Source organism: Streptomyces sp. NPDC005438, from assembly GCF_040606315.1.
In the GTDB taxonomy this organism is placed as follows: Bacteria; Actinomycetota; Actinomycetes; order Streptomycetales; family Streptomycetaceae; genus Streptomyces.
On sequence record NZ_JBEXEP010000009.1, the window covers coordinates 174,784 to 192,535 of the forward strand.

Annotated in this window: 13 protein-coding genes and 1 CRISPR repeat array; of the genes, 7 read left to right on the plus strand and 6 right to left on the minus strand. The window is 73.6% G+C overall.

Translation table 11 applies throughout. The features are described 5' to 3' along the window. Both ABZT14_RS20035 and ABZT14_RS20040 read right to left on the minus strand, forming a co-directional pair. Positions 1–1,594 (minus strand): glycosyltransferase family 39 protein (locus tag ABZT14_RS20035; RefSeq protein ID WP_356304540.1); only part of this gene is annotated, 1,594 nt, incomplete at its 3' end. Further along, the gene (locus ABZT14_RS20040) at positions 1,591–2,991 is read right to left on the minus strand and encodes a bifunctional glycosyltransferase family 2/GtrA family protein (RefSeq protein ID WP_356304543.1); all 1,401 of its coding nucleotides are present in this window, start codon (positions 2,989–2,991) and stop codon (positions 1,591–1,593) included. The genes ABZT14_RS20040 and ABZT14_RS20035, both read right to left, overlap by 4 nt. 363 nt (positions 2,992–3,354) lie before the next feature. Here ABZT14_RS20040 and ABZT14_RS20045 point away from each other — a divergent pair, with 363 nt between their 5' ends. Further along, positions 3,355–4,599 carry a glycosyltransferase gene (locus tag ABZT14_RS20045; RefSeq protein WP_356304546.1) on the plus strand — a complete coding sequence of 415 codons (1,245 nt, stop codon included), beginning with the start codon at positions 3,355–3,357 and terminating at the stop codon, positions 4,597–4,599. A gap of 38 nt (positions 4,600–4,637) precedes the next feature. On the opposite strand, the gene ABZT14_RS20050 is transcribed toward ABZT14_RS20045, so the two are convergent. Together ABZT14_RS20050 and ABZT14_RS20055 are read right to left on the minus strand one after the other, a co-directional pair. After that, positions 4,638–6,314, minus strand: coding sequence for an ATP-binding protein (locus ABZT14_RS20050; RefSeq protein ID WP_356304548.1), 1,677 nt, complete (start codon positions 6,312–6,314; stop codon positions 4,638–4,640). Next, positions 6,311–7,042 carry a response regulator transcription factor gene (locus ABZT14_RS20055; protein WP_356304551.1) on the minus strand — a complete coding sequence of 244 codons (732 nt, stop codon included), beginning with the start codon at positions 7,040–7,042 and terminating at the stop codon, positions 6,311–6,313. The genes ABZT14_RS20050 and ABZT14_RS20055 overlap by 4 nt, the downstream gene beginning before the upstream one ends. Before the next feature lie 97 nt (positions 7,043–7,139). Then, positions 7,140–7,656: direct repeats of the CRISPR family, unit length 29 nt; unit sequence GGGACCATCCCCGCGTGCGCGGGGAGCAG. Positions 7,657–8,312: 656 nt separating this feature from the next. Here ABZT14_RS20055 and asnB point away from each other — a divergent pair. The 3 genes from asnB (at position 8,313) to ABZT14_RS20070 (ending at position 14,452) form a co-directional block, all read left to right on the plus strand. Continuing rightward, complete coding sequence (gene asnB, locus ABZT14_RS20060) at positions 8,313–10,142, plus strand: asparagine synthase (glutamine-hydrolyzing) (protein WP_356304555.1); 1,830 nt, start codon at positions 8,313–8,315, stop codon at positions 10,140–10,142. A gap of 290 nt (positions 10,143–10,432) precedes the next feature. Continuing rightward, positions 10,433–13,318 (plus strand): BTAD domain-containing putative transcriptional regulator, encoded by a 2,886-nt coding sequence (locus ABZT14_RS20065; protein WP_356304558.1) that lies wholly within the window; start codon positions 10,433–10,435, stop codon positions 13,316–13,318. Positions 13,319–13,858: 540 nt separating this feature from the next. Beyond that, positions 13,859–14,452 (plus strand): pyridoxamine 5'-phosphate oxidase family protein, encoded by a 594-nt coding sequence (locus ABZT14_RS20070; protein WP_356304561.1) that lies wholly within the window; start codon positions 13,859–13,861, stop codon positions 14,450–14,452. Between the two features lie 227 nt (positions 14,453–14,679). Here ABZT14_RS20070 and ABZT14_RS20075 read toward each other — a convergent pair whose 3' ends face one another. Then, the gene (locus tag ABZT14_RS20075) at positions 14,680–15,267 is read right to left on the minus strand and encodes a M23 family metallopeptidase (RefSeq protein WP_356304564.1); all 588 of its coding nucleotides are present in this window, start codon (positions 15,265–15,267) and stop codon (positions 14,680–14,682) included. Positions 15,268–15,559: 292 nt separating this feature from the next. Between ABZT14_RS20075 and ABZT14_RS20080 the strand changes: the two genes are divergently transcribed. Genes ABZT14_RS20080 through crcB form a run of 3 tightly spaced genes read left to right on the plus strand, consistent with a single transcriptional unit; the run spans position 15,560 to position 16,763 of the window. Further along, positions 15,560–16,042, plus strand: a complete 483-nt coding sequence (locus ABZT14_RS20080; protein ID WP_356304567.1) for a CrcB family protein — start codon at positions 15,560–15,562, stop codon at positions 16,040–16,042. Further along, positions 16,039–16,392, plus strand: a complete 354-nt coding sequence (locus ABZT14_RS20085; RefSeq protein WP_356304570.1) for a DUF190 domain-containing protein — start codon at positions 16,039–16,041, stop codon at positions 16,390–16,392. Before ABZT14_RS20080 ends, ABZT14_RS20085 begins: the two co-directional genes overlap by 4 nt. Further along, positions 16,389–16,763, plus strand: coding sequence for a fluoride efflux transporter CrcB (gene crcB / locus ABZT14_RS20090; RefSeq protein ID WP_356304573.1), 375 nt, complete (start codon positions 16,389–16,391; stop codon positions 16,761–16,763). Before ABZT14_RS20085 ends, crcB begins: the two co-directional genes overlap by 4 nt. Before the next feature lie 54 nt (positions 16,764–16,817). On the opposite strand, the gene ABZT14_RS20095 is transcribed toward crcB, so the two are convergent. Then, entirely contained in the window at positions 16,818–17,561 is a 744-nt protein-coding gene (locus ABZT14_RS20095; RefSeq protein WP_356304576.1) for a response regulator transcription factor, read from the minus strand. Positions 17,562–17,752: the final 191 nt, after the last annotated feature.

Below are 17,752 nucleotides of genomic sequence, written 5' to 3' on the forward strand. Positions count from 1 at the left end.
CCTGCTGGGGCGGCCCCTGTCCGCCGGGGGGTTGCCCGCCCCGGCCCCGGCCCGGGAAGCCGCCCGCCCCCGAGGTGACCGTCGGGCCGGCGGTGACGATGGAGCCGCTGTGCGGGGTGTCCACGGTGTTGAGGGTGACCCCCAGGGGCGCGGCCAGGGCGGCGGCCACCCCCACGGCGGCGGTGACCAGGGCCAGCCGGCCGGCCGTACCCGAGGTCGCCCGGCCCACCACCAGCAGGGCGGCGGCCGAGGCCAGGCCGGCCACCAGGACGGTCCAGCGCAGTGCCGGGTACCAGTCGCCGTACCGCCCCAGCAGGACGAAGGACCACACCGAGGTCACGGCCAGCGCGGCGGCCAACGCCCCACGGGCGGCCGGGTGTTGGCGCCGCGACCACAGCAGCGAGGTGCCGAGGGCGACCACGGCGGCGATGTACGGGGCGAGGGCGACGGTGTAGTACTCGTGGAAGATGCCGGACATCAGGCTGAAGGTCACCGAGGTGATCACCAGCGCCCCGCCCCAGGTGAGGAGCGCGGCACGGTCCGGGTCGGTGCGCGAGGCACTGCGGGTGACCACCAGTCCGGCCACCAGCAGCAGTACGGCGGCCGGCAGCAGCCAGGCGATCTGTCCCCCCAGGGCGCCCTCGAACAGCCGGCCCACCCCGGTCTGGCCCCAGCCCCCTCCGGGGCCGCCGCCCACGCTGCCCGGCTCGTCTCCGGTGAGCCGTCCGAGGCCGTTGTAGGCGAAGGTCAGTTCCAGGAAGCTGTTGTGCTGGGAGCCGCCGACGTAGGGGCGGGAGTCCTCCGGCCAGAGTTCGATCAGCGCGATCCACCAGCCGCAGGAGGCCACCAACGCGGCGCCCGCCCACAGCAGTTGGACCACCCGGCGCCAGGGGCGGGTGGGCGCGCAGGCCAGGTAGACGCCGGCCAGTACGGGCACCACCAGCCAGGCCTGGAGGGCCTTGGCGAGGAACGCCACCCCGAGCAGGGCCCCGGCGGCCACCAGCCAGCGGGTGCGCCCCTTCTCCAGGGCCCGCAGGAAGCAGGCCAGGGCTGAGACGGTCAGCAGGCACAGCAGGGCGTCGGGGTTGTTGAAGCGGAACATCAGGGCGGCCACCGGGGTCAGCGCCATCAGGGCCCCGGCCAGCAGTCCGGCGCCGACTCCGGCCCGGCGGCGTACCGCGAAGTACAGCACCGCCACCGTACCGACGCCCATCAGCGCCTGGGGGACGAGGAGTTGCCAGGAACCCAGGCCGAACAGGCGCACCGACAGCGCCATCGGCCACAGCGCGGCCGGTGGCTTGTCCACGGTGATGGCGTTGGCCGCGTCGAAGGAGCCGAACAGGAAGGCCTTCCAGCTCTGCGCGCCCGCCTGGGCGGCGGCCGAGTAGAAGGAGTTGGCGTAGCCGGAGGCGCTGAGGTTCCACAGCAGCAGTACGGCGGTGACCGCCAACAGGGCGGCCAGCGCGGGCCATTCGGCCCGTGGCCGGACGCGGGGCGCGCGGTGGCCGGGCTGCGGCGGCGGCCCCGGCGGGGGCGTACCGTCCTGGCCCGGTCCGGGCCCGGCGGCGTCGGGGGCGAGGTGGGTACTGGTCATCGTGGGGTCCGTTCCCTGGAAGGCGTGGTCGGTGTGGTGGCCGGCGACTTCGGTGGCGCGGCCGGGGTGGGCGGGCGCGGTGACGGGGTGTCCGAGGCGAACACCCACAGGCGGAACAGCAGGAACCGCAGCAGGGTGGCGGCGAGGTTGGCGGCGACCAGCACCATCAGCTCCGTACCGCGTGCCGCCTCCGGTACCGCCAGGTGCAGGGCCAGCAGGGAGCCGCTGGTGAGTGCCAGCCCGAAGGCGAAGATCGCCAACCCCTGCGCCTGGTGGCGTACCGCTCCGGTACGTCCCCGGACCCGGAAGGTGAGCCGCCGGTTGGCCGCCGTGTTGGCCAGGGTGGAGAGCACCAGGGCGCAGGCGTTGGAGACCTGGGCGCCGGCGTGCGGCCGGATCAGGGCGTACAGGCTGAGGTACAGCAGGGTGCTGACCACCCCGATCGCGCAGAAGCTCAGCACCTGCCGGGCGAGTCCGTGCGGCACCCGGCTCAGTGCACGGTCCCGGGGGTCGTCGCCGAACGGGCGGCGCAGTCGCCCCATCGGCAGGGCGCCGGAGGCCAGGGCGCGGCCCACCCGCCACACCCCGCGCAGGTCCTCCACGGCGGTGTGCCAGAGGGCGACCTTGCTGTCGGGGTCGTCGACCCAGTCGACCGGGACCTCGTGGACCCGTAGTCCGGCGCGTTCGGCCAGGACCAGCAGCTCGGTGTCGAAGAACCAGCCGCTGTCCTTGACCAGGGGCAGCAGCCGGTCCGCCACGTCGCCCCGGATGGCCTTGAACCCGCACTGGGCGTCGGAGAACCGGGCGGACAGGAAGCCCTTCAGCAGCAGGTTGTACCCGCGTGAGATCAGCTCCCGCTTGGGACCGCGCACCACCCGCGACCCGCCGGCCAGCCGTGAGCCGATGGCCAGGTCGGAGTGACCGGACACCAGGGGCGCGACCAGGGGGAGCAGGGCGTTGAGGTCGGTGGACAGGTCGACGTCCATGTAGGCGCGGACCGGTGCCGAGGAGTCGGCCCAGACGGTGCGGAGCGCGTACCCCCGCCCCTTGCGGTCCAGCCGTACGGAGTGGACCGGCTCCCTCTCGCGCGCCAGCCGGCGGGCGATCCGGGGGGTGTCGTCCGTACTGGCGTTGTCGGCGATCACCACGCGGTAGGCGTACGGGAAGGTCTCCTCCAGGTACGCGCACAGCCGGAGCACCGAGTGCTCCAGGGCGGCCTCCTCGTTGTAGACCGGGACGACCACCTCCAGCAGGGGGCCGTCGGCGGGAACGCTGAGGGGCTTCCGCGCGGGAAGGGTCTCCTCGGGTGACCGGCCGGTGAACGGGGCGGTGCCGTCCGGTGCCGGGGGGCGGAGGTCGGGCTCCGCGACTGTGGTGGTCAGAGGTTCGCTTCGCATGACGCCCACGGTGATCGTCGGGCCTGTCACCAGGGTGTGCGTCACCTGTGCGCCGGCTGTGAGTGGGCGACCGCCCTCGGTTCGGCCGGTGTCGGCCCGCGCGTGTCCCCGTCCGGCCGCGACCGCGAGGTGGACGGGGCGCCCGGCAACGGCGCCAGGCAACGCGGACGACGCGGCGGAACAGGGAGGGGAACCGGGAGAGGAGAAGGGGCCGGGCTCCGGGCCCGGGAGGGGAAAGAGCGAGGTCATCCGCCTCTCTCCGTTCTCAACGTATAGCGCGTGGGGGGCCTTGTGGCAAGACCCGGATCATGGCGCAGAATCACCGGCCGGAACCGTGAGTCACGGAGAACGGGGAGCGGCCTGATGCGTGTGGTGTTGTCGACCTACGGGTCACGGGGGGATGTGGAACCCCTGGTGGGGCTGGCGGAGGTGCTGCGCGCACGCGGCGCCGAGACGCGGGTGTGCGCGCCCCGGGACGAGGACTTCGCGGGGCGCCTGTCCGACATCGGGGTGCCGTGGGTCCCGGTCGGCCCGTCGGCACGGGACCTGACGGCCGCGCCGTCATCCCCGTCGTCGCTGCCCGAGGTGGCGGCGGCGCTGATCGCCGAACAGTTCGAGGTGGTCGGCGCGGCGGCCGAGGGGTGCGACGTGGTGGTGGCGACCGGGATGCTGCCGGCCGCGGCCGGAGCCCTGTCGGTGGCCGAACTCCTGGGCGTCCGCGCGGTGTCCGCGACCTTTCAGCAGCTGACCCTGCCTTCGCCGTACCGCTCGCCGTTGGCCTACCCGGGCCGGCCGTTTCCGCCGGGGGTGACCGACCCCGGTGAGCTGTGGGAGCTGGATGCGCGCAGCGCGGACGCCCTGTTCGGCGAGGCCCTCAACTCCGCCCGGACACGGCACGGGCTGCCGGCCGTGGAGCGGGTACGCGATTACGGCGTAGGCGCCGTCGGCGGGTGCCCCTGGCTGGCCACGGACCCGGTCCTGGACCCCTGGCGTCCCACGTCCTGGCTGGACGTCGTACAGACCGGCGCGTGGACCGTGCCGGACGAACGGCCGCTGCCCGCCGAGGTGTCGGCCTTCCTGGAGGCCGGGCGGCCCCCGGTGTACGTCGGTTTCGGCAGTATGCCCCTGCACCGGGCGAGAGACCTCGCCCAGGTGGCCGTGGAGGCGGCCCACACGGTGGGGCGCCGGCTGGTCCTGGGCCGGGGGTGGGCCGACCTGGGCCTGGTCGATCACGGGGACGACCACCTGGTCGTCGGGGAGGTCAACCACCAGGCGCTGTTCGGCCGGGTGGCGGCCGTGGTGCACCACGGGGGCGCGGGTACGACGAGGACGGCCGCCCGGGCCGGGGTGCCCCAGGTGGTGGTACCCCAGGCGACGGACCAGCCGTACTGGGCGGGGCGGGTGGTCGAACTGGGCCTCGGCGCCGCACACGACGGTCCCGTACCGACGGCGGACTCCCTGTCGGCCGCGCTCACCCGTGCCCTGGAGCCTGGGGTCGCGGCCCGGGCCACCTCGACGGCCGGCGCGCTCCGTACCGACGGGGCGGAGGTGGCGGCGGGGCTGCTGTCGGAGGTGGTGGCCGGACGGCTGGGGGACAGGAGGCCGTGAGTGGGCCCCTCGCGCCGGCCGGGGCACCCGAGGGCGGGCTACTCCGGTGACCCGGGGGCGGGTTCGTCCTCCGGGGTGGGGGTGACCGGCAGGTCCACGGTGAAGACCGTGCGCCCGGGGGCGGACCGTACCTCCACCCGCCCCTGATGGCCCTCCACCACGGCCTTGACCAGGGCCAGTCCCAGACCGGTACCGCCCTGGGACTGGCCCTGGGACCGGGCGCGTGAGGGGTCCCCCCGGACGAACCGTTCGAAGATGTGGGGCAGGGCCTCCGGCGGTACCCCGGGGCCGTCGTCCTCGATCTCGACCCGTACGCGGTCCGGTTCGGAGTCCGGGTCGGGGCGGAGGATACGGGTGGTGACGGTGGTGCCCTCGGGGGTGTGGACGCGGGCGTTGGCGAGCAGGTTGCCGAACACCTGGTGGAGCCCGGAGCGTTCGCCCCACACGCACACCGGCTCGGCCGGCATCTGCAACCGCCACCGGTGTCCCGGGCTGGCGGCCCGGGCGTCGTTGACGCCGTCGCTGAGCATCACCGAGAGGTCGACCTCGGAGTACTCCTGGGGCCTGCCGTTGTCCAGCCGGGCCAGCGACAGCAGGTCCTCCACCAGCACCGTCATCCGTCGGGCCTCCGCCTCGATACGGCCCAGGGCGTACCGGGTGTCGGCACTGTCGGCGTGCTCGGGCGCCCGACGGGTCAGCTCCGCGTACCCCCGGATGGAGGCCAGCGGGGTACGCAGCTCGTGGCTGGCGTCGGCCACGAACCGCCGTACCCGGGTCTCGCTCGCCTGCCGCGCGCTCAACGCCGAACTCACGTGTCCCAGCAGCCGGTTGAGGGCCCCACCCACCTGGCCGACCTCGGTGCGCGGGTCGGTGTCGGTCTCCGGTACGCGTTCCCGGATCTCCACCTCCCCGTGGTGGAGCCGCAGTTGGGAGACCCGGGTGGCGGTGGACGCGACCCGGTGCAGCGGACGCAGCGCCACCCGCACCAGGGCACTGCCGGCGATCACCGCCGCGATCAGACCGGCCGCGGTGACACACAGTTCGGTGACCAGCAGGGTGGTGATGGTGCGCTGGTACTCCGCCTCCGGGAGCGCCACCAGCAGGGGGCTGGGCTCCTGGCGCTGTGAGGTCTCCCGCGGGCTGGGCTCGCGCGGGCCGTTGGGCGGATCGGAGGCGGGCCAGCCCGGGGGTGAGGACTGGACGCGGTAGGAACCCAGCCCGGGAAGGTCCACGCTGTGCGGCCTGCCGTCGCGGGTGACCCGGGCCAGGGCGGCCCGCTGGTCCCGGTCGAGGTCCTCGACCCGCTGGTCCAGGCGGGCGTTGGGTCCACCGGTACCGGTGCTGCGGACCGCCCGGCGGATCTCCCCGTCCTCGTCCAGCCGGGCACCCACGGTGCCGATCGGCTGGCCGGGCAGTGCCACGAACCGGATGTCGTCCCCGCTCGTACGGTGGGGCGCGTTCACCGGGCCCAGGGAGCGCTGCACCGAGGCGCGCAGGTCGGCGTCGAGCCGTTCGCGGAGGTTGGACTGGAGGACCAGGATGGTCACCACGGCGATGACCGAGCACACCACGGCGATCAACCCGACGGCCGACAGCACCAGTTGACGTTGGAGGGACAGCCGCCCGAGCCGTCGGGGCCGACGGGCCGGGGGCCCGCCCGTGTCGTCGGCGCCTTCGGCGCTCGCCGGGCCCACCTCCGGGGGGTGTCCGCTCACCCCTCCTCCTCGTGGGGTACGGGGTCGGCGGCCTTGAGCACATAGCCCGCGCCCCGACGGGTGTGGATCATCGCCGGGCCCACGGAGTCGATCTTGCGCCGCAGGTAGGAGACGTACAGCTCGACGATGTTGGCCTGACCGCCGAAGTCGTAGCTCCACACCCGGTCGAGGATCTGGGCCTTGCTGAGCACCCGGCGCGGGTTGCGCATCAGGTACCGCAGCAGTTCGAACTCGGTGGCGGTCAGATGGATCTCGGTGTCGCCTCGGCGCACCTCGTGGCTGTCCTCGTCCAGGCTGAGGTCGCCGACCACCAGCACCGAGTCACCACGCGGTGCGCCCAGTCCGCCGGACCTGCGCAGCAGGCCGCGTAGCCGGGCCACCACCTCCTCCAGGCTGAAGGGTTTGGTGACGTAGTCGTCCCCGCCGGCGGTGAGCCCGGCGATGCGGTCCTCCACGGCGTCCCTGGCGGTGAGGAACAGCACGGGGATCTCCGGGAGGTCCTGGCGCAGCCGGTGGAGCACGCTCAGCCCGTCCATGTCGGGGAGCATCACGTCGAGCACCACCACCTGCGGCCTCCACTGGCGGGCGGTACGCAGGGCGGCGGTCCCGTCGCCCTCGGCGCGCACCTGCCAGCCCTCGTAGCGCAGGGCCATGGAGAGCAGTTCGGTGATCGAGGGCTCGTCGTCGACGACCAGGACCCGGGGCGTGTCGGGGGGAGCGGGGCTCATGGTCCCAGCCTGCGGGATCAGGCTGTGAGTTTCCTGTGTGGGGCCTGGGTGTCGTACGGGGGAGTGGCGGGGGAGGCCCAGGGTGGGCTCGTGCCAGGGGGCCATCCCCGCGTGCGCGGGGAGCAGGCCGCCCATGTGTGGCGCTACGGCAGCAGGGCGGGACCATCTCCGCGTGCGCGGGGAGCAGTCCGCCGGGGTGATGGTGGCGAGGAACTGGTAGGGACCATCCCCGCGTGCGTGGGGAGCAGACAGCACTCCAGATTCTCAGCATCTGCGCCGCGGGACCATCCCCGCGTGCGCGGGGAGCAGCTCCTGGGGTAGTGCGGTCTGTTCGGGGTGCGGGGACCATCCCCGCGTGCGCGGGGAGCAGGCCCGGAAGGGCAAGGGCGGGAAGAAGCCCGGGGGACTATCCCCGCGTGCGCGGGGAGCAGCCAACGGTTCGTGGATCAAGGGCCGGAGACTCGGGACCATCCCCGCGTGCGCGGGGAGCAGCCACGGTCAAGGCGCCCGGCACCTCATGTGTCGGGACCATCCCCGCGTGCGCGGGGAGCAGGTCTCCGCCGTCATGTCCGCCGCCAACACCGCGGGACCATCCCCGCGTGCGCGGGGAGCAGTCTTGCTGACCTGCGAGTTTATGCCGGCAGACTGGTCGGCCAAGCAACTTTCCAAGAAACGGACATTTCCGTCCTCCGTGGCGGGCTCGCTCTTCCGCTCCGAGGTTAAGGGACGGGCCCAGTCGGTCCCCGCGTGGGCAGGGAACATGTGACGAGTTGGCGGCGTACGAGCTGATCGCCGGGGTCATCCCCGCAGGGGGCGGGGAGTGGATGCGGTCTCGACGGCGGGGCGGGCCGCCCTCGTGGTCCGTGGGAGGTTGTACGGTCGACCGGCCATGTGTGGCTCCCGGCCGTTGGCGCGTGAACCCCTTGTGACGGCCCTACGGGCGCGGGGAGCGTCGGGGGAGTGGGGCTCGCGGTTCCAGTCCGCGGGGTCGAGCTGTGGGTCTCCCGTGCGGGTGCCCGGGGCGCGTAAGTTGCTCGGTTCGCTCGGGTCTCGGCCGTGCCAAGAGTGGGCCAAGCGGAGCCCAAGGCCGTGTCGGGGGTTCCGGCTCGTGGGGGACGCTCGCGCAGGTGGGCTGGCGGGTGGTGCCGTAACCGGGCCTTAACAGGAATTTACCGGTGAGAAACACCACCCAACTCCGTTGCTACGTACGGGAGTTGAGTGGACACAGAAATAAGGGTGTGCCCTACATCTATCTGAGGAGGGACGCCTCATGTGTGGCATCACCGGATGGGTGGCCTACCACCGCGACCTGACCGCCCACCAACCGACCGTCGACGCCATGACCCGCACCATGTCCTGCCGGGGCCCGGACGACGAGGGCACCTGGGTGTCCTCCCGTGCCGCCCTGGGCCACCGCCGGCTGGCCGTGATCGACCTGCCCGGCGGCACCCAGCCGATGGAGGTGACCACCGAGCAGGGCGCCGTGGCCATGGTCTACTCCGGCGAGGCGTACAACTACCGCGAACTGCGCGACGAACTCCGCCGACGCGGTCACCGCTTCACCACCGACTCCGACACCGAGGTGGTCCTGCGCGGCTACCTGGAGTGGGAGGAGGCCCTGGTCGACCGGCTGAACGGCATGTACGCCCTGGCCATCTGGGACGCCCGCCGGGAGCGGCTGGTCATGGTCCGCGACCGCATGGGCATCAAGCCGTTCTACTACCACCAGACCGACGACGGGCTGCTGTTCGGCTCCGAACCCAAGGCGCTGCTCGCCAACCCCCTGACCCAGCCGGTGGTGGGCCCGGACGGACTGCGCCAACTGTTCGCCTTCGCCAAGACCCCCGGAGAGGCCGTCTGGCAGGGGATGCGCGAACTGCCCCCCGGCCACCTGGCCGTACTGGACCGGGACGGACTGCGGGAGAGGGCCTACTGGCGACTGGAGGCCACCGAGCACCTGGACGACCGGGACACCACCGTGGCCCACGTACGGGAGCTGCTGGAGGACATCATCGCCCGCCAGCTGATCTCCGACGTACCCCGCTGCTCCCTGCTGTCCGGGGGCCTGGACTCCTCGGCCATGACCGCCCTGGCCGCCCGGCACCTCGCGGACCGGGGCGAGGTGGTGCGCAGCTTCGCCGTCGACTTCCCCGACCAGGCCGAGAACTTCCAGGCCATGGACGTCAGCCCCACCCAGGACACCCCCTACGTGCACGCGGTGCGGGACCACCTGGGCTGCGACCACCAGGACATCGTGCTGGACGGGGCCGCGCTCGCCGACCCCGCCGTACGCCGGGCCACGGTCGCCGCCCGGGACGTGCCGGCCGGACTGGGGGACCGGGACAACTCCCTCTACCTGCTGTTCGCCGCCGTCCGCCAGCGGTCCACGGTGGCCCTGTCCGGGGAGTCGGCCGACGAGGTCTTCGGCGGCTACCCCTGGTTCCACGACGCACGGCGCGAACAGGACCAGTTCCCCTGGCTGTCCGGTGACTCGCCCATCCATCCGCGCGACGCCCTGCGGGACGACGTGGTGCGTCAGCTGGACCTGGAGGTCTTCCTCCGGGACAGCTACCGCACCGCCGTCGCCGAGGCCCCGCTCAAGGACGGCGAGGAGGGACTGGAGAAGCGGATGCGCCAGGTCTGCTACCTCCACCTGACCCGCATGGTGCAGTCCCTCCTGGACCGCAAGGACCGGATGAGCATGGCGGTGGGACTGGAGGTGCGGGTGCCGTTCTGCGACCACCGGCTGGTGCAGTACGTGTTCAACACCCCCTGGTCCCTCAAGACCTTCGACGGGCGGGAGAAGAGCATCCTGCGCGCCGCCACCCGCGACCTGCTGCCCGCCTCGGTCGCCGACCGCAAGAAGAGCGGCTACCCCGGCAGCTTCGACCCGGCCTACCTGTCCGCCGTCCAGGGGCAGGTGCGCGACCTGCTGTCCGACGGGCACACGGTGCTGGAGCTGTGCGACACCGGGCGCCTGCGGGAGGCGGCCACCACCGAGGGTCCCCGGGTGACCCACCGCCAGCGCGCCGGTCTGGAACGGGCCCTGGACCTGGCCACCTGGTACGACCTGTACCGGCCGGTGCTCAAGCTCCACTGACCCGGACCGCGCCGGCCGCCACCGCCCAGCGGGTGCGGCCGGCGCGGGACCTCGCGGGGTGTCCCGGCACGGCTCCGCACCGCACCCACCGGCCGGCCCACCTCCCCGGGAGGGCCGCGTCAGGCCGGGCGGTCGCCGGGCCCGGGCCGACGCCGCCGGCGCCCACCGGGGCGGTCGGGCCCTTAGCGATCTCCGTAGGCCCCCCGGGGGAGCGGGCCGGGGCCCTGTTCGCCCTCCGTACTCCCCGGTACGCTGCTCGGCACTTTCCGACTCTCGCGGAGGCACGCGACATGGGGGAGCCGACGTTCGGGGTGCTGGGGCCACTCCGGGTACGGGTGGACGGCACCCCGGTCCACCTCGGTGGACCGAAACCCAGGGCCGTACTGGCCACCCTGCTGTTGCAGCCGGGCGGGTTCGTCTCGCTCGACCAGCTCACCGAGGTGCTGTGGCCCCAGGGAGCGCCCCGCTCGGCGGTCGCCAACGTCCGCACCTACGTACGCTCGCTGCGCCGGGCGCTGTCCACGGCCGGGGTGAACACCGAGGGTCTGCGCACCGAGTCCTCCGGGTACGCCCTGGACGTCCACCCCGCCGACCTCGACACCCTGCTGTTCGAGCGGCGGCTGTCCGGCGCCCGCGCGGACCGCGACCGCGACGACGCCCCGGCCGCCCTGCGCGGCTACGAGGACGCCCTCGCGCTCTGGCGCGGCGGGGTACTCCAGGACGTGCCCTCCAGCGTGGTGTGGGACCCGGCCGTGACCAGGATGGAGGAGCTGAGGTCGGCGGCCGTCGACGAGTGCCTGGAGGTACGGCTGCGTCTCGGCGACCACGCGCCCCTGATCGCCGAGCTGCGCGCCCGACTGGCAGAGGACCCGCTGCGCGAGGACCTGTGGCGGATGCTGGTGCACGCCCTGCACGACACCGGCCGGGTCACCGAGGCCCGGTCGGCGTACGAGGAGGCCGAGCGGGTGCTCGCCGGCGAACTGGGCATCGAGCCCAGCGCCCCGCTGCGCCTCGCCGGGGAGCGGGTCAGCGGACGCCCCGGGCCCCGCCGTACCACCCCGACCACGGCCCCGGTGTGCCAACTGCCCCTGGACGTACCCGACTTCACCGGCCGGACCGAGGAGGTCACCGCCCTGGAGAAGCTGCTGGCCTCCGCCGGCCGACAGCCGGTGGTGGCCGTGGTGTCCGGCGCCCCGGGCTCGGGCAAGTCCACCCTCGCCGTGCATGTGGGGCACCGGATGCGGGAGGCCTTCCCCGACGGTCAGCTCTTCGTGGACCTGGGCGGCACCAGCGACCACCCCCGGGAGCCCGCCACGGTCCTGGCCGAGATGCTGCGGGCACTCGGCGTCATCGACAGCGCCGTACCGGACGAGGTCGGTGAGCGGGCCGCCCTGTTCCGTTCCCGTCTGGCCCAGCGGCGGTTCCTGATCCTGCTGGACGACGCCGTCAGCGTTTCCCAGGTGCGGCCCCTGCTGCCCGGCACTGGAGGCTCGGCGGTACTGGTCTCCTCCCGCCGACGGCTGCCCGGACTGCCGGCGTACCAGACACCCCTGGGTGTGATGCGGCGCCAGGAGGCCCGCGCCCTGTTCGGCGCCATCGTCGGCCCCGAACGGCTGCGGGCCGAGGAGGCCGACGTCGACCGGGTACTGGCCGGCTGCGGCTCGCTGCCCCTCGCGGTCCGCATCGCCGGGGCGCGACTGGCCAACCGCCCGGGCTGGACCGCCGGCACCCTGGCCGACCAACTGCACGACGAACGCGGCCGGTTGGACCAGTTGCAGACCGGCGAGATGGAGGTGCGCGCCAGCGCCGAACTGAGCTACCGCCACCTGCCCGAACCCGCCGCCCGGGCCTTCCGCACCCTCGGCCAGCTGGCCGAGGAGGAGGTGGCCGGCTGGGCCGTGGCGGTGGCCACCGGCCACGGCGACGACGGCGCCCTGGAGACCCTGCTGGACGAGCACCTGGTGGAGGCGGTCGGCGCCGACCCCCTGGGCCTCCAGCGCTACCGGATGCACGACCTGCTGCGCTGCTACGCCCGGGAACTGGCCGAGGCGGACAGCCCCGGAGGCCGCACCCGCCAACGACTGCGACTGCTGGACGCCCAGACCACCCTGGCCCGCCTCGCCAACTCCGCGATGCCCGTACGGTTCCTCGGCGTCCTCGGCGAGACCGCCACCCCCACCGGCCCGGCCGCCCGCGTCGCCGAGGCCGTCCGGGCCCGCCCCGTGGAGTGGTTCGAGAGCGAACGGCGCCTGCTGGTCGCGGCCGTGGACGCCGCGCTGCGCCTGGGCGCCGTCGAACCCGCCGCCGACCTCGCGGTGGAGCTGGCCGGCTTCTTCGACATGCGCGGCTACTACGCGGACTGGCTGCACACCCACCAACGGGTGCTGGACGCCATGCCCGAGCACACCGACACCCGGGCGGCGGCACTGCTGCGCAACCTCGGCCAACTCCACCTCTACCAGGACCGCTACGCCGACGCCCTCCGCTGCTTCGAACGGTCCCGGCAACTGTTCGCCCAGCTGGGCCACCGCTCCGGGGAGGCCGTGGCCTCGGTGGGCGGCGGCTCGGTGTACCGCGTCATCGACGACCTGGACGCCGCCCTGGAGGTGTTCACCCACGCCCTGCGGGGCTTCGCGGAGGCCGGGGACCGGCACGGTGAGGCGGTCGCCCACAACGCGATCGCCTCGGTGTGGCTGGAGCGCCAGGACCCGGCGGCGGCCAGCGGCTGGCTGGACAGCGCGCTGAGGCTCTCCCGGGAGGTCGGCGACCGCCACCGGGAGGCCCAGGTGCTCCGCCGGATCGCGGTGCTGCACGAGCTGCGCGGCGAACCCCGGGGCGCCCGCGCCGAGTTGGAGCGGGCCCTGGCCATCTTCGACGAGTTGGCCGACAGCCACTGCGCGGCCTACGTCCAGCAGAGCATCGGCGAACTGTGTCTGCGCCAGGGCGACGCCCGGGAGGCCTCCACACTGCTGGTGGGGGCACTCGCGGTGCAACGGCAGCTGGGCGACCGCCGGGCCGAGGCACGGGTGGCCTGTCTGTTGGGCGAGCTGCACCGGGAGACCGGCAGGGAGCAGACCGCGCGCCGTTACTTCCACCGTTCCCTGTCCACCTGGCGCCGGCTGGAGGTGCCCGAGCAGGCCGAGTTGGTGGACGCCAAGCTGCGCTCCCTCCCCTGAGGCACACGGCCGCCCCACCTCCCGTGGTGGGCACCCTCGTCCGGTCTCGTACGGGTGGGACGGGGGTGCCGTACCTGGCGGCTGGGGTTGCCGCTGGTCCGGGGTGAGTCGCTCCGGGGGAGGCGCGCGTGCCGGGAGTGTGTGCGCGCCCTCGTGGGGTTCCGCAGGGGCGGGCGGGCCGCCGGGTCGTGTGTCAGCCGTTCGTGACCGGTGGCGGTCGGGGAGTCGCTCCGGGGGAGGCGTGCGCGTGGTGGGGTGGCGGGTTCCCGGATGTGCCGGGGCGGGTGATCTCGCGGGGTTCGGCACGGGGGCTTGGCGGCGCCGTGGTGGGTGCCCTTGCCCGGTCTCGTACGGGTGGGACGGGGGTGCCGTATCTGGCGGGTGGGGTTGCCGCTGGTCCGGGGTGAGTCGCTCCGGGGTGGGGTGGCGGGTTCCCTGACGCCCAGGCGGAGCTCGCGGGGGGCGGGAGGTCGGGGCGCCGGTCCGGGACCTCTTCCTCTTCCCCTGAGGAGCGGGCGCCCGCCCGCCATACTCGACACCATGGGAAAGAGCTACGAGCGGATCGACGGCAGACTACGTGCCTTCATCGAGGCGCAGCACATGTTCTTCACCGCGACGGCGCCTCTGGACGGCGACGGCACCGTCAACCTCTCGCCCAAGGGCGTGTCCGGCTCCTTCGCCGTGATCGACGAACTCACCGTGGCCTACCTCGACTTCGCCGGCAGCAACGCCGAGACCATCGCCCATCTGCGCGAGAACGGCCGCATCACCCTGATGTGGTGCGCCTTCGACGGTCCGCCCACCATCGTGCGCGTACACGGCCGTGGCCAGCCGGTCTTCCGCGACGACCCGCGCTGGAGCGGGCTGCTGGAGCACTTCCCGGGCGTCGACCCCACTCCGCACGGTCTGCGCGCGATCATCATGGTGAACGCCGAGAGGATCCGTGACACCTGTGGGTTCGCGGTGCCGTTCATGACCTACGACGGGGACCGGCCCCTGCACGCCTCGCGCTTCGCGCGGGAGGACGACGCGTCCCTGGACGCCTACTTCCAGAAGAAGGACCACGTCGCGACCAGTATCGACGGCCTGCCGGGGTTGCCGTTGCCGCTGCCGCCGCTCCCCCGGAGCGAGTAGCCCCGGGCGCCGGCTGGACGGTCCGGTGGGGTGGGTACGGATCCACCCGTGCACCGGGCGCCGTACCCACCCCACTCCCCCCACCCCCGAGCCGATCCATCGGGCGCCCCCACCCGGGTTCCCCTCACGTCCCCCGTGGTGCGGCCCGGTGTCGTCGGCCCGTGCGGGCCCCGGACGACCACCACCGGCCCCCGGCGGCGAGGCGGCGGTGGTCGTCAACGGGCGGGTCAGCAGCGGTTGTTGCTGGTCTGGTACTGCTTGGTGTAGTCCTTCCAGGTCACGCCCTGGACGACGGACACCACGGTGGAGCCGTTGTGGATCTGCTCGTAGTGCAGGTGTGGGGACAGCTCGTACTTGGCGGAGGACTTGCCCACCTTGCCGATCAGCTGACCTCGGGTGACCTGGGCGCCCTTCTGCACGGCGCGGGTCTTCAGGTGCGCGTAGCGGGTCTGCCAGCCGTTGCCGTGGCCGATCACGATGGTGTTGCCGTAGCCGGTGTCGGTGGAGTAGTAGGAGGCCAGCACCTCGCCCTTGGCGCTGGCGAACACCCGACGGCCGAGGTCGTCCGGGTTGCCCGCCGCGTCGTAGTGGTTCCAGTCGATGGAGTGCGCCGGGCTGTGCCCCTTCCAGTTGCTGCCGAGCCACTTCTGCCCGCACTCGAAGGGCATACGGAAGGCGGGCCGGGCGGCGGCCGACACGGAGTCCTCCCCGTTGTCGGACGGGCTTCCCTGCCCCGCGACGGCGACCGGAGTCGCCACGGCGATCGCGGCGACCACGCCGGCGGTGGTCAGCGACCGGCGGAGGTGTCTTCGCATGGTTCTCCCCTTGTTGACGAGTGACCGGGCGATTCAAGGGGGCGGGCATACAAAGCGGATACATTCCCGGTCACTCGGTCTTCCCCCGCCTCCGCCGGCACCGTCACCGAGGTGCCCCACCCCACGGGCGGCGCGGGCCGGCGGTCGGTACCCTGGGCGGTGGCGACCACCCCCGGGAGGTCGCGCGGCGGTGGGGCCCGCCGTACCCGAACCGCGGCGTCAGCGCCGCCAACGGTCCCTGCTTGCGCAGAAGCGCGCCCGCCGTCGCGGGCGCCCGGCGAGTAGGAGACCCATGCCCCGGAACGCCCCCCGTCCGGCCGTGGACCGGTCCACCGGCCCGGCCTTCCCCCGCACCCGCCCACCGCGCCGGGCCTGGCGCGCGCAGGCGGCCCCGGTGGCCGTGGTGGCCCTGGGCGGCGGTCTCGGCGCCACGGCCCGCTACGCCGCCGCCGTACTCTGGCCCACCCCCACCGGCGCCTTCCCCTGGACCACCTGGGCGGTCAACGCGGTCGGCTGCGCGGTGATCGGGGTGTTCATGGTCGTCATCACCGAGGTGCGCCCCGTACACCGGCTGGTGCGGCCGTTCTTCGGGGTCGGGGTGCTGGGCGGCTTCACCACCTTCTCCACCTACGCGGCCGACCTCACCGAGCAGCTCCACGCCGGTAACGCCCGGCCGGCCTTGGCGTACCTGGCGCTGACCCCCCTGACGGCCCTGCTGGCGGTCTGGGGCGGGACCCGCGTGACCCGACTGATCCTGGCATGGAGGCGATCATGACGAGGCTGACCGGACGGGCGGTACGACTGACCGTCCTCGTGGGGGAGAACGACCAGTGGCACCACAAGCCGCTGTACGCCGAGATCGTGCGGCGCGCCCACGACGCGGGACTGGCCGGTGCCTCGGTGTTCCGGGGCATCGAGGGCTTCGGCGCCTCCTCGCTGGTCCACACCCAGCGGCTGCTGTCGCTCAGCGAGGACATGCCGGTCGCCGTGGTCGTGGTGGACGAGGAGGAGAGGGTGCGGTCCTTCCTGCCGCAGCTTGACGAGCTGGTCTCCGAGGGGCTGGTCACGCTGGACGACTGCGAGGTCATCCGGTACGCCGGACGCGGTGCGGGGGAGGGCCGGTGAACTGGCTGCTGGTGTTCCTCGGCGGCGTCGTCGGCGCGCCGCTGCGCTATCTGACCGACCTGTCCGTGCAACGGCGCCACGACACCGTGTTCCCCTGGGGCACCCTCACGGTCAACGTCGCCGGTTGCCTGGTGCTGGGCGCGCTGACCGGGGCGGTCAGCCATCAGGCGGCGTCCCACTCGGCGCAGTTGCTGTGGGGTACGGGGCTGTGCGGGGCGCTCACCACCTACTCCACCTTCTCCTACGAGACCCTGCGGCTGGCCGAGTCCGGGGCGCGGTTCTACGCGGCCGTCAACGTGGTGGCCAGCGTGGTCGCCGGACTGGGCGCGGTGTCGTTGGGCCAGGCGTTGGCCGAGGGGGTGTGGGGCTGAGCCTCCGCCGCCCGTGGACCGGCTTTCCCGGGCCCGGACTCGGGGCGGGTGCCCTCAGTCGGCGTCCTCGGCGTCGTCGGCATCATCGGCGCACACCCCGTGCCGCCAGGCCCAGGCCGCGATCTCCACCCGGTTGCGTACCGCCAACTTCCGCTGGACGTTGGCCAGATGGGTCTTGACGGTGGACAGGGTGACGTACAGCTCGGCGGCCACCTCCTCGTTGGTACGTCCCCGGGCCACCGACCGGACGATGTCCAGCTCCCGTCCGGTCAGTGGCTCGGCCGACCGGCCCGGCCCGGCCTCGTTACGTTCCGTACGCCGACCGGCCCGCCTCCCGCGCGTGGGGGCCGGGGTGGCGTCCTGGGCCGCCATCCGGGACAGCAGGCGCACCGTGATCGAGGGGGAGATCAGCGCGTCCCCGGCCGCCGCCGCGCGGACCGCCTCGGTCAGCAGCGCCGGGGCGCCGTCCTTGAGGAGGAAGCCGCAGGCCCCGCCGCGCAGCGCCTGGTAGACGTACTCGTCCAGGTCGAAGGTGGTGGCGATCAGCACCCGCAGGGGATCGGCCACCTCGGGGCCGGCCAGCCGGCGGGTGGCCTCCAGACCGTCGATGCCCGGCATACGGATGTCCAACAGGCTCACGTCCGGCCGCAGTTCACGCGCCCGCTCCACGGCCGAGACGCCGTCCGCGACCTCGGCCACCACGCACATGTCCGGCTGGGACTCCAGGATCATGCGGAAGGCGGCGCGGACCATCTGCTGGTCGTCGGCGAGGAGTACGCGGATCGTCATGGCGCTCATGTTGTCAGGGGGCACCGTCGCGGCCTCAGCCGCCAGGGGTGTCAGTGGAGGGGGGAGCCGGACGGGCGCGTGGGCGCCGTGTCCGTGGCCGCGACCGGGCTCGTACGGCACGAGGGTTCCCGTCGTTCGGATGCTGGGAGGTCGGTGACCGCGTTCGGTGTCGTGCGCCGTGCGGACAGCGCCAGGTGGAG